The organism is Cryobacterium sp. Y50 (assembly GCF_002929805.1).
Taxonomy (GTDB): Bacteria; Actinomycetota; Actinomycetes; order Actinomycetales; family Microbacteriaceae; genus Cryobacterium.
The window spans coordinates 57453-68878 of record NZ_PJJM01000082.1 but is presented as its reverse complement, the minus strand read 5'-3'; the positions used below and the strand labels follow the sequence as shown (position 1 = coordinate 68878).

Here is an 11426-nt window from a genome sequence, read left to right as displayed (position 1 = left end):
GCATCACACCCACTCAAGCCATGCAACGACTATTGTCAGAGCCAGAAAAACCCATCGTTGCGACGACCGGTTGAATCCGCCGTTCCCCTATGAGACATTGCGCGCCCCGACCCCCGGCTCTGCATGTTGTCCCCAACCGGCGACGCGGAACACCGACTATCGGCGCCTCTTCGCCCGGGCGCCAAATTCGTCAAGGACCCGAACGACGTCTTTGGCGAGCCAGATTCGATTTCGCCGTCCGTCGGTAATTTGAGTCAGAATGTCAGCGTCAACGAGTCGGTCGATAGCGACCTGAGCGTTGACTGTCGAGACGCCAAGCTCAGCCGCGGCTGCGGCCGCTCCGATCACGGGTTGACGAAGCAAAACGCCTACTAGTCGATGGGCCGCCGAGTCTCGTCTTGCGTTGATGCGCCCGCGCCAGTCGACCTGCACAGTTTCTAGATCCGCTACGAGGATGCGTCCGTTGTGCACCGCGGCGAACGATGCCTCCGCGATGGAGCGGATTATCGGGACAATATCCCCGGACCGGTATGCGCTGAGGGACTCGAAATATCGACTGGTGTCGTGGAGGAGCCCCGCGGATACCGGAACGGCCACATTGTGAGTGAGCTTCCCAGCACGCAGCATCGCCTGAATAAGCGCGCGACCGACTCTTCCGTTGCCGTCAGGGAACGGGTGGATTGTTTCGAATTGAGCGTGAGCGATCGCGGTCTGAGCGAGCAAAGGAAGGTCGTCGCGGCTGGCGAAGGCGACGAGATCGTCCATGAGTTCGAGAACTCGATCGTGATGCGGCGGCACAAACTGTGCGGTGTGGGGCCCGAGGTTCCCACCTCCGATCCAGACCTGTTGGTCACGCCAGTGACCGACGATGTCCGGATTGCTGTGCTCGAGGAGTGCGCGATGCATTTCCAGGATGGCGCGTCCGTCGATGGACTCGGAGAGTGCCAGGGCCGCTTGCATCGCTCGGACGTTGCCGACGATAAGCTGTGCGTTCTTCGAGGCGTGCCCACCGATCTCCGCCAGGGCGATCTGGCGTGCTTCGCTCGTGAGATTCTCAATCGCTGAGCTGGAGGCGCTCTCCGTGCGCAGGAGAATGGATGCGAATGGTGCCGCGATCTGTCCCACTTCGGCATCGAAGCGGGCAAGCTCGCTGGCGGCCTCTTCGGTCAGCGCGTGGAGTTCGCCGTTCAGCGGGATATCGAGATCGGCAATGAATGCGGGCACCGACGCCAAGTACGGCCCGGATGCCAGACGCTTCTGCGTTCGTGAGCCATAGTCGTCTTGGACGCTGCGCCAGGGCCGTTCCTCGTAACCGATCGGCGCCCAGGGTAACTTTTCGTCAAACGTGGCCATGGAATGACTATACCAATGCTTAGCGGTAGATCCATAGTTATGTGCGCGTTCTATTCTGACTTATCCCGCACGCCGGATCTAAAGACTGAAGCGCAATTGTTCGTCCCGTAGAGGGTTCCCTTATCGGAACGGACCCAAAGCCGGCGATCGCGTGTTTAGGTGCCCTGGTGGGCGTCCGTCTTACGGTCGAAGTCGTGGGACCCGTGCATTAAAGGAGTGACGGTCTATGTGAGGTCCTCCACTATGTCTTGGTCGATGCTTGATCGGTGCCGTGCGTGGATGCCGACGGCGGCCAACGGGAGCAGGGCGTACACCGGCGCAAGCGCCAGCGCGCCGAGGAAGGCCGGGCCGGTCGGTGCGGCATAGCCAAGGTTCATCGCGAGGAGCGCCCAGCACGCCCCGGCGCTGCCTGAAGTCAGTACCGCCGCGATGTAGAGCGTTCCTTGAAAGGGCTCCTCATGGTCGCGATCGACGACTGCGGCGATGGCCAGGGCGAAGCCACCGAGCGTTAAAGCCGCGATAGGCAGGAAGAACATCCACAACGGTTGCGTGTTCGAGACCTCGGTACCGGACCACTGCACGTTCAGAGGGTTCGGCAAGGGGGTCCATTGCATCACCACGATTCCGACGGCCACGGTCGGAACCGCGACGAGCAGGGCGGCGAGAATACGGCGCGTGAACATCATGACGCCTCGATTCTAGGGGAGCCATAGGGTAATTGGCGGGTTCGCGTTGACGGTTGGTCTTGAGGGACGCGCTACTCCCTGATTCCGGTGAGCGGGAGGTACTCGTCAAGCCGAGAGTGCTGCCGTCGGGGATACTGCACTTATGGGGAAGAGAAAAGAATCGCTCGCGTGGTGGTCACTTAACGCCATCGCGGTCCCCGCCATGGGGTTTGGCGCGTTTTTAATCGCACAATCTTCGTCCATGCAGACCTTGGCGGGCGGGGGTGTTCTCGTCCTCATCGCACTGACCGCAGTGCTCACCGCAGTGCTCACCGCAGTGCTGAATCTGCGGAAGCTATCGCGAGCGACCGGGTGGCGTTCTACCGCGTGACTAACCCAGATTCGGCCAACCGCTCGAGCGGTTTAGGTGGCATGGACGAGTCTCGCCGGCGCGTCTCGATTGTCCTTTTCGACGGGTTCGAGCTACTCGACGTCTTTGGCCCGGTAGGCCTACCTAGAATGCTGCCGCAGGCGTTCTCTGTCGAATTGGTCGGCCCCGCTCCAGGGCTTGTGAGGAGCAGCCAGGGTGCCGAGGTCGTGGCGACCGTTGGCTACCGTGACGCGAAACTTCCCGACATTGTTCTCGTTCCTGGACGACGAGGTACTCGCTCGCTCGTCAACGACGCAGGATTCCTCGAGTGGCTAGCAGCGTGGGCGAGCGACGCACGACTGGTGACCTCGGTGTGCACCGGTGCTGCGGGGCTCGCCGCGGCCGGGCTGCTCGATGGGTTTCGAGCGACGACCAATAAACGCGCGTACGGATGGGCGACGTCGCATGGATTGTCCGTCGAATGGGTCGCTCAAGCACCGTGGGTAGAGGACCGCAGCCGATGGACGTCTTCAGGAGTTGCGGCAGGAATTGACATGACCGCCGCACTCGTTGCGCATCTCTTCAGGCCAGAGGCTGCGGCGGCGGCCGCCGCAGCCGAGCTAGAGATTCACACGGACGCTCACTGGGATCCCCTCGCTGCAGCAAACGGATTGTTCTAAGCCTGAATCCACCGGTCGGCTTCTGAAGAATTCTTGATTTGGGCTCGATCCTCTTTCGGGGTTTTGGGTGCGGTCAAGCTGTGGGCCTCGATGCCTGGGTGTTCCACTGGGGTTTCTGGTTGGGCCCGGTTGGGCTGGATGGTTAGGGGGCGGCGCCGCCGGGCGGGCTGCAAACGCTGATGAACAGCGCCGTCCAGCCTTCTTACCAGGGCCAGTTTTCGGGTAGGTGTATCGTGACGCGTCGTGCCGACGTGGATATTCTGGCGGCGACGTTGATGAGTTTGCGGCGAACGGTCGCGGTGACGGCTTTTCCGAGGGCGCCGCTGGCCAGTGTGCCGGCGGCGCGGGTGAGGTTGAACGTAATGCAGGCCAGGACGAGCCAGGCCGCGTTGGCCGTGAATACCCCGGCCGAGAAGTGCGCCATCGCCGACGCTTTCATGTCAGCGTTCAAATTTTCGATGACCGCGTGGTGACGGTGGGTTTTGTCGGCGTCAACGGTGTTGAGTGTGCTGGTGGTGAAGAATGCGTGAAGGCGGAACAGGTCGAAAAGGGTGCCTTGACCGGCCTCGACGGTCTTGTTCAGTTCCGGGATACGACGCACGACGAGGCGTCCAGGGATTTGTTCGCTCTTCTTCGTGGAGCCGAACGCGGTGAAGGGAATCTCGGCGACTTCCGCGTCGCAAGATTCACCGCCCGGTGGCGTCGTCGAAGATCGCGTTGGTGTATTTGATCGGGGTCCACGCTGTATTGGGGATGGAGCTGATACCCGCTTTCACCAGCGAATTCAGGCGTGCCGTGATCGAAACCATCGCGCCGGCGCGGAGGGCTGCTTTGATGACGGCGCTGACGTAGTAAGCGCTGTCCGCTCGTAGGAGCAGCATTCCTTTCGCGGTTGGGCTGCGCAGTCGTTTCACGGTCGCGAGGGTGTCGGCGACGAATTTCTTTGCGCCGCGGGCGGAGTTTGTGGGGCCTTTCCGTAGCCGGGAACTGACGATGATCGGAGCGGCTGATCCGGTGCTGACGATGGTGAGCAGGGCGTTGAGGCCGCGGACACCGGAGTAACCAAAACCGGCGCCTTGCTTCTTGTAGCAGCGCACTTCCCTGATGGTGTCGTCGATATCGACTAGGGCGAGGTCGTCGATACCGGTCACGATCAGCGTGACGGCGGCGAGGTTCCGCAGCCACCGGGACGCGGCGGCGTCGAGCTGGCGGACATGGCCGAAAGTGAAGGCGCGCAGGAACGATCCCAGGGTCGAGGGCGCATAGGTTCCGGTGAACAATTTCCGGAGAGCACCGTGCCGGAGCACGGCCATATCACCGATGGAGTCGGCGCCGGTGAGCATTCCTGCGACCAGTGCCAGTGCTTTCAGGCCGGCATTCGCACCGAAGTAACCGGGCAGTTTCACCCACTCATCGATCAGGGAGCCGAGGCCCGTTTTTGCAGCCAGTGCCATCGTGGGGACCAGTCCGGCTGACGACACGAGGTTGGGGTCGTCGAAGAACGCAGATAAGGACCGGTGAGTGTGAGAAAGTTACATCTACGAGATGTCTCCCTGAGCGCTGAATAGTTTGTCTAGATAACAACTATTTTAGCTGATCAGAACGATATTCTCGGTTTAACGCGCCGTCAAAACCTCAAGGCCGACCGGTGGATTCAGGCTTAGACCGGCTCTCCCGACGTCCGGACCGCGGTGTCGCTCTCGCCGACCGCTTCCTCTTCGCGCTGCTCGTGGTGCGGCGCCGTTCCGGAGAGCCGCAGCGTAGCAAGGAAGCCGAGCACGAGGAACCCGGCTGCGGCGAAGGCCGAGTATCGGGTACCGTCGCTGAAGGCCTCCCGCGCGGCATCCGCCACAGCCGGACTCTGCGCCTCGAGAACCGGGATCGCGGAACCAGCACTGTTCACGACCGCGTCGACGATTTGCATCTGGGTCTGTGTCGGCAGGCCCGGCACGGAGGACAACTTCGCGTCGAGCGATGCGCCGACCGCGGTGAACAGCACAGTGCCGAGCACCGCGATTCCGAGTGCGGACCCGATCTGCCGGGCGGTGCTGGAGGTGCCGGAGCCCTGGCCGCTCTGCGCTACGGGGACGTCCTTGAGCACCACGCCGGTCAGCTGCGCGGTGGCCAGGCCGACGCCGATCCCGTAGACGAACAAGAACGGCACGACTACCAGCCAGGTGGCTTCCGCAGTGATGACGATGCCGAGCCCGGTGACACCGATGATCTCGGCGACGATGCCCATGCGCACGATCGTCTCCGGCGAGGTCTTGTTACCGAACGCGCCCGACAGTCCGCTGGCCACGAACGATCCCACCGCGAGGGCGAGCAGCACGAAACCTGTCTGCAGGGCGTCATAGCCGAGCACGTTCTGCAACCAGAGCGGCAGCGAGAGGATGATGCCGAATTCGCCGAGCGACACGATCATGGCGGCGATGTTGCCGTTGCGAAACGACGGGATCGCGAACAGAGAGAAGGCGAGCAGGGTGGTCTTGCCGGCCCTCTGCCGGTAGCGTCCCCAAGCGACGAAGGCGATCCCGGAAACGATGGTGAGCAGGAAGACGAGGGGGATAACCGACCATGAGTACGGCCAGGTCCAGTCGCCGAACGTCGGGGCGTTGTTGGTGAGCCACCAGCCGTAGGTGCGACCCTCGATCAACCCGAAGACGAGCGAGGCGCTGGTGATGACGGAGAGGATGGCACCGACCACGTCGACGCGGCGAGGCTCCCCGGCATCCCGGGAATCGAGCACGAAGACCAGCACGCCGATGATGATGACGATGCCGAGGGGCACGTTGATGCCGAACGCCCAGCGCCAGGAGAAGTAGGTGGTGAGCCAGCCGCCGAGCAGCGGGCCGACGGCCACCATGCCACCGATGGTCGAGCCCCAGATCGCGAACGCGATGCCGCGGTCCCGGCCACGGAAGGTGGCGTTGATGATCGACAGGGTGGTAGGGAGTACCATCGCGCCGCCGACGCCCTGGATCAGCCGGGCCAGGATCAGCAGGTCGCCCGATTGGGAGAACGCGGCGAAAACGGATGCCGTGGTGAAAACGATCACGCCGAGCACCAAGATGCGGCGGCGCCCGAAACGGTCGGCGAGCGTGCCGAACACGAGCAGGAGCGCGGCGAAGACGAGCGTGTAGCTCTCCTGCACCCACTGCACCTGTGTCGACGTGATGCCCAGGTCGTCCACGATCGAGGGGATGGCGACGTTGATGATCGTGGAGTCGACGATTATCAGGGCAATCGCGACGCTGATGAAGACGAGGCCGGCCCAGCGGCGGCGGGCCGAGAGGGCGGTGCTGGTCATGCGGGTACCAGCCCTCGCATTGACGTGGGGGAGGAGCTTCGGATGCGAATGGTGACAGTGACGGTGAGAATAGTAACCACCGCGACGAGGGCCGCGATCGCGGTCGGGGTGGAGAGGAGGGTGCCTATGAGGCGGGCGACGGCGATCCAGGCGAGTCCCCAGCAGAGAGATGCGGAGGGGGCGAGCCGGCCACGCCCGGAGAGCGCGATCAACACGCCGACCAGACCGGCCACCGCGATCACCCCGACTGCCCAAACGTCCGCGCTGATGCCGAAGCCGCCGAAGCCGGCGGCGACGAGCACGGCCGTCACGTTCGCCGCGGTGGCAATGCTGACCCAGCCCAAGTACAGGCCGATCGTACCGTCGGCGACGATCGTCTCGACCAAATTTCTCGGCCGCGAGGCGAGGGTGAGCTGGAACGCCCGGATAAGCACGGCCAGAAGCAGCACGATCACGGGGACACTGAGTGCGAGCAGGTCGAACTGGATGCTGAGAATCCAGGCCGCGTTCAGGGCCAGCGACGCGGCGACCGGGTAGCCGAGGGTGCGCTGCCGGGCATCCGTTGTCTGCGCCGGCAGGAACTGCCAGATGGCGTAGGCGATGAGGCCGAGGTAGATCGGGGTCCAGATGCCGAATGCTGGGCCGGCGGGGGCGATCAGGGTTGCATCGGCGGCCAGGGCCCCGCCCGACGCGTTCTGGATCGGGGTTCCGCCGGCGGCGCCCGAACCGATGAACGATCCCACGATGGCCAGGATCGCACTGACCAGCACCACTGTCTGGCGCAGACGATCGTTGCTCTGTTTCATCTCAGTCTCCTAGTAATCAGCTAGCTGATTAGTTGACGTTAGCACTAGATTAGGGGCATGACTACACCTGATCCGGAACCCCCAGCGGAGCAGGAGCCGAGACCGGCGAAATTGCAGGAGTCCATGGCCTGCTGGCCGACCGGACGCCTGCTCTCGACCGCCGCGCGGCTGGTCGAACACGCCTGGGTGGAGGCGCTGGACCAGCTGGGACTGACCCACGCCGGCATGGTGGCACTGCACCTGCTCTGCTCGGGGCCGCTCAGTCAGACCGAACTCGCGCATGCCGCCCGCGTGCAGACGCAGACTATGTCCCGCACCCTCGAACGACTCGAGCGCCAGGGCTACGTCGTGCGTACCCGGGACAAGCACGACGCCCGGCGACACTCCGTGGTCAGAACGGATGCCGGCACCGTTGTCTGGGAGAAGTCACGCACGCTCGAGGCCGACCTCTTTCCCGAGCTCGAGAACGCGGATGCGATGCGTGATGCGCTGCTCACGATCATCTCCGCCGCCTCAGCCCGCCGCTGGTAACCCGGACCGTCCCATATTTAGCAAGCGGGGCACACCCTGGGGCGTGTCTCCTAACGGCTTCAACCAGATCGTGATCGCCCGGAGGATGACTCCGCCGCGGTAGGTTACGGCGAGCTTGGCGTACCGGGTCGCGACGCCGCGCCATTGTTCGAACGCCTCGAAGCATCGCTCGATCACGTCGCGGCGCTTGTGGGACTCCTTGTCGAAGCCGGGAGGCCTACAGCCTTTTTGACGCGGGCTTAAACAGCGTCGCAGCAGCGCTGAATCAGGTTTTTATTAAAATGAATGTGGGCAAGCGACTAATTGCCGACATCTGCAATTACGACTGAAATGGCTTAGATCTGCGTGATTACGCGGATCTGGCGGGTGTGCCCCCAGGCAGATTCGAACTGCCGCCCCTGCCTCCGGAGGGCAGTGCTCTATCCCCTGAGCTATGGGGGCCAGGGTGATTCAAGGTTAGCATCACGGGCCGGTTGCGATGACCCATCGGGTCCGAGTCACCAGCATCCGCTACCCGAGGTGCGCGAGAATCACCGAGAGGAGACTCTCGGCGTCTCCGGGCTCACCGAACGCCGGGGTGCTCAGGGTGATCCAGTAGGTTCCGGTGAACACCTGCGCCTCGCCCACGCCGCCGGAGTAAGTAAAGAAGCCGTCAACGGTTGGCGGGGTTCCGTAGGTCGGCACGGCCTGACTCTCGGCATCCGCCTGCTGCTTGAGCGTGGTCATCAACACATCGTTGGGCGCCACGACCGAGACCTCGATGAGTTCGCCGCTGGTCTGGTTCGACCAGCCGCAGGTCAGCCCGTTGTAGGCCGTGGCGGTCTCGGCCAGACCGTCAGCGGTTGGTGAATAATTCGGGGCGGAGCCGTAATTCGGGTTGAAATCATAGACGTTCTGCAGGGTGAGCAGGTCGCCACAGATCTGCGTGATCGAAGAACCGGTCGCTTCCGGTGTCGGTGTCGGAGACGACGACGGCTTAGCGCTCGTCGTTGGGTCAGCGGATGCTGTGCTCGTCGCCGCCGCGGAATCCGTTGGCGTCGGCTCGGCACCACTCGCGCAGCCGCTTAGAACGAGCGCGAACAGAGCGCTACCGGCGAGTACCAGGTCGGCTCGTCGCCGCGCGGAGCGGGGAGCAGTGGGGGAAAATGAGGGGTAGACGCGGGTATCAGTCACCCGTTGACCTTACCAACAGGAGGGGCCGGTACGATTGTTCAGTGACTCCTGCCGAACTCTCCCAGTCCCTTTTCGATCTCATCCAGGACGTCAGCGAACGCCGAAGCGAGGCTGACACGGTAAGGGTCGACCTTGGACTCACCCTCGCCGACGTCGCCGTCGAACGTCCGCGCAATCGCAACCACGGTGACTGGGCCTCGAGCATCGCGTTGAAAATCGCCAAACCGCTCGGTGCCAACCCGCGTGAAATCGCCGCAGAGCTGGCCGCTGGTCTCGAACAGCTGGCGGATGTCGCATCCGTTGAAATCGCCGGTCCGGGCTTCATTAACATTCGCCTCGAAGCTGCGGCCGCGGGCGCACTCGCGCAGACCATCGTCAACCTGGGCGACGCTTACGGAACCGGTCACCTTTACGACGGCCTCAAAATCAACCTCGAATTCGTCTCGGCCAACCCCACCGGCCCAATCCACATGGGCGGCGTGCGTTGGGCTGCGGTTGGCGACAGCCTCGCCCGCGTGCTGCAGGCCGAGGGCGCCGACGTCACCCGCGAGTACTACTTCAACGACCACGGTTCGCAGATCGACCGCTTCGCCCGCAGCGTACTCGCGAGCTACCTCGGCGAGTCCACCCCGGAGGACGGCTACGGCGGAGCGTACATTGGCGATATTGCCGTGAACGTGCTCGCCAAGTTCGACGGCGACGTTGCCGTCCTTCCCCGCGATGAGCAGCAAGAGGTGTTCCGCTCGATCGGTGTCGACCTTATGTTCACCGAGATCAAAGACAAGCTGCACGGTTTCGGCGTCGATTTCGACGTGTACTTTCACGAAGACTCGTTGCACGAGTCCGGCGCCGTCAACCGTGCCATTGAACGCCTGCGCGAACAGGGCCACATCTTCGAAGCGGAAGGCGCCATCTGGCTGCGCACGACTACCTTCGGCGACGATCGTGACCGGGTGATCATCCGCTCAAATGGTGAACCAGCCTACATTTCGGGTGACTTGGGTTACTACCTCGACAAGCGTGAGCGCGGATTCGACCAGTGCCTGATCATGCTCGGTGCCGACCACCACGGCTACGTCGGCCGCATGATGGCGATGGTCTCGGCCTTCGGCGACGAGCCCGGCGTGAACCTGCAGATTTTGATTGGCCAGATGGTCAACCTGCTCAAAGACGGCGAACCGGTGCGCATGAGTAAGCGTGCCGGCACCATCGTCACCCTCGACGACCTCGTCGACGCCGTCGGTGTTGACGCTGGCCGCTACGCGCTGGTGCGCTCGAACAGTGACTCGCAGCTCGATATCGACCTCGACCTGCTCGGCAAACGCACCAATGACAACCCCGTCTTCTACGTGCAGTATGCCCACGCCCGCACCTGCTCGGTCGCCCGCAACGCGCTAGCGAGCGGCGTCGAACGCTCGGTCTTCTCGCCCGAGTTGCTCGTGCACGATAGCGAATCGGCACTGCTCGGGGTATTGCAGGAGTTTCCACGTGTCGTCGCGCAGGCCGCCGAACTGCGGGAGCCCCACCGCGTTGCCCGTTACATCGAAGAGGTCGCCGGCTACTATCACCGTTGGTACGACAACTGCCGCGTGATCCCGCTCGGCGAGGAACCCGTCACCGACCTGCACCGCACCCGCCTGTGGCTCAACGACGCAACCGGCCAGGTGATCCGTAACGGACTCAGCCTGCTCGGCGTCACCGCTCCGGAGCGCATGTGACCGTGGTGAATGAAATCGTGATCAAGCGCAAACGCCGCGGTCTTGTTCCGCTCATCATTGTCGGTGTGCTGGTCGGGCTGCTGGTGGTCGCGTTCTTCCTAGTCGACAGCGGACTGCGTGCCTTTGCCCAGGACCGCGCCGAAACGGAAATCAGCAAGCGGATGCCCGCCTCCGTGACCGGCGACGTCACCGTCAGTATCGGCGGCACTTCGGTGATCGCACAGTTCATTGGGGGTAATTTCGACCAAGTGGAACTGACCGCGCCGAAGCTGACCGTCGACGGTGTGCCGGCATCCGTTCATGTCATTGCCCGCGATGTGTCGACCAATACGGCCAAGGCGATTGGCTCGCTCAGCGCGACCCTTGACCTCGATGAGCCCGCCCTCAATCAGCTCGTTCGAGCCTCCGGCAGCGCTCCGGCCGACGCCGTACTGGCTCTCGGGGACGATGACGTTGCCTTAACCGCGTCGGTGAAATTGTTCGAGTTCAACGTCGGATACAGTGCGACGGCCACGGCCAGCGCCACCGGCGATACCCTGAATTTCACCCCCACCGCAGCGACCGTCACGAGTGGTGTCGGCGACATCGACGCCACACCGCTCGTCAATCTCATCTTGCAACAGGCCCCGATTGGAGTTTGCGTGGCCAGTTATCTGCCCGAGGGAGTCGAGCTGAGCGATGTCGACATTTCACCAGAGCGGGCACGGGTTACGCTGGAGTCGAGCACTTTACGGCTCACAGTGCAGTCGCTGACCACCCTTGGCAGCTGCTCCAGTTAATTCGAACGTCGCCACCCGCGACGGTAGAATACGCGTCAGGC

Annotated in this window: 11 protein-coding genes, 1 tRNA gene and 1 pseudogene; 5 read left to right on the top strand and 8 right to left on the bottom strand. The window is 63.3% G+C overall.

The window, feature by feature from the left end; genetic code table 11:
* Positions 1–156 precede the first annotated feature (156 nt).
* Both CXY73_RS07295 and CXY73_RS07290 read right to left on the bottom strand, forming a co-directional pair.
* On the bottom strand, positions 157–1353 hold the full coding sequence (locus tag CXY73_RS07295; RefSeq protein ID WP_104177306.1) for a Fic family protein: 1197 nt from the start codon (positions 1351–1353) through the stop codon (positions 157–159).
* A 224-nt stretch (positions 1354–1577) separates the two neighbouring features.
* A complete protein-coding gene (locus CXY73_RS07290; RefSeq protein WP_104140002.1) occupies positions 1578–2039 on the bottom strand; it encodes a hypothetical protein in 462 nt (153 codons plus the stop codon).
* A 142-nt stretch (positions 2040–2181) separates the two neighbouring features.
* On the opposite strand from CXY73_RS07290, the gene CXY73_RS21480 reads away from it, so the two are divergent.
* Together CXY73_RS21480 and CXY73_RS07285 are read left to right on the top strand one after the other, a co-directional pair.
* Positions 2182–2409 (top strand): hypothetical protein, encoded by a 228-nt coding sequence (locus CXY73_RS21480; protein ID WP_146071675.1) that lies wholly within the window; start codon positions 2182–2184, stop codon positions 2407–2409.
* Positions 2406–3068, top strand: coding sequence for a DJ-1/PfpI family protein (locus CXY73_RS07285; protein WP_233198196.1), 663 nt, complete (start codon positions 2406–2408; stop codon positions 3066–3068). The genes CXY73_RS21480 and CXY73_RS07285 overlap by 4 nt, the downstream gene beginning before the upstream one ends.
* Positions 3069–3270: 202 nt before the next feature.
* Here the strand turns inward: CXY73_RS07285 and CXY73_RS07280 are convergent.
* The 3 genes and pseudogenes from CXY73_RS07280 to CXY73_RS07270 all read right to left on the bottom strand — a co-directional run bounded on the left by CXY73_RS07280 (position 3271) and on the right by CXY73_RS07270 (position 7184).
* A pseudogene (locus CXY73_RS07280) lies at positions 3271–4549 on the bottom strand (IS1380 family transposase).
* Positions 4550–4728: 179 nt separating this feature from the next.
* On the bottom strand, positions 4729–6378 hold the full coding sequence (locus CXY73_RS07275) for an MFS transporter (RefSeq protein ID WP_104177304.1): 1650 nt from the start codon (positions 6376–6378) through the stop codon (positions 4729–4731).
* Positions 6375–7184 (bottom strand): tryptophan-rich sensory protein, encoded by an 810-nt coding sequence (locus CXY73_RS07270; RefSeq protein ID WP_104177303.1) that lies wholly within the window; start codon positions 7182–7184, stop codon positions 6375–6377. Before CXY73_RS07270 ends, CXY73_RS07275 begins: the two co-directional genes overlap by 4 nt.
* A 57-nt stretch (positions 7185–7241) precedes the next feature.
* Here CXY73_RS07270 and CXY73_RS07265 point away from each other — a divergent pair, with 57 nt between their 5' ends.
* Positions 7242–7715, top strand: a complete 474-nt coding sequence (locus CXY73_RS07265) for a MarR family winged helix-turn-helix transcriptional regulator (RefSeq protein WP_233198195.1) — start codon at positions 7242–7244, stop codon at positions 7713–7715.
* Here the strand turns inward: CXY73_RS07265 and CXY73_RS23505 are convergent.
* The 3 genes from CXY73_RS23505 to CXY73_RS07250 form a co-directional block, all read right to left on the bottom strand.
* Complete coding sequence (locus tag CXY73_RS23505) at positions 7698–7970, bottom strand: transposase (protein WP_369831224.1); 273 nt, start codon at positions 7968–7970, stop codon at positions 7698–7700. The genes CXY73_RS07265 and CXY73_RS23505 overlap by 18 nt on opposite strands.
* A 114-nt stretch (positions 7971–8084) precedes the next feature.
* Positions 8085–8156 (bottom strand) — tRNA-Arg (locus CXY73_RS07255).
* A gap of 69 nt (positions 8157–8225) precedes the next feature.
* Entirely contained in the window at positions 8226–8888 is a 663-nt protein-coding gene (locus tag CXY73_RS07250) for an iron ABC transporter ATP-binding protein (protein ID WP_104177301.1), read from the bottom strand.
* 41 nt (positions 8889–8929) lie between these two features.
* Between CXY73_RS07250 and argS the strand changes: the two genes are divergently transcribed.
* Both argS and CXY73_RS07240 read left to right on the top strand, forming a co-directional pair.
* Entirely contained in the window at positions 8930–10606 is a 1677-nt protein-coding gene (gene argS, locus CXY73_RS07245) for an arginine--tRNA ligase (protein ID WP_104139981.1), read from the top strand.
* A complete protein-coding gene (locus CXY73_RS07240) occupies positions 10603–11385 on the top strand; it encodes a DUF2993 domain-containing protein (protein ID WP_104139978.1) in 783 nt (260 codons plus the stop codon). Before argS ends, CXY73_RS07240 begins: the two co-directional genes overlap by 4 nt.
* Positions 11386–11426 lie beyond the last annotated feature (41 nt).

Excerpts from the sequence above, each read along its gene's own strand:
- CXY73_RS07295 (WP_104177306.1), bottom strand. The coding sequence starts at position 1,353 with ATGGCCACGTTTGACGAAAAGTTACCCTGGGCGCCGATCGGTTACGAG.
- CXY73_RS07290 (WP_104140002.1), bottom strand. The coding sequence starts at position 2,039 with ATGATGTTCACGCGCCGTATTCTCGCCGCCCTGCTCGTCGCGGTTCCG.
- CXY73_RS21480 (WP_146071675.1), top strand. The coding sequence starts at position 2,182 with ATGGGGAAGAGAAAAGAATCGCTCGCGTGGTGGTCACTTAACGCCATC.
- CXY73_RS07275 (WP_104177304.1), bottom strand. The coding sequence starts at position 6,378 with ATGACCAGCACCGCCCTCTCGGCCCGCCGCCGCTGGGCCGGCCTCGTC.
- CXY73_RS07270 (WP_104177303.1), bottom strand. The coding sequence starts at position 7,184 with ATGAAACAGAGCAACGATCGTCTGCGCCAGACAGTGGTGCTGGTCAGT.
- CXY73_RS07265 (WP_233198195.1), top strand. The coding sequence starts at position 7,242 with ATGACTACACCTGATCCGGAACCCCCAGCGGAGCAGGAGCCGAGACCG.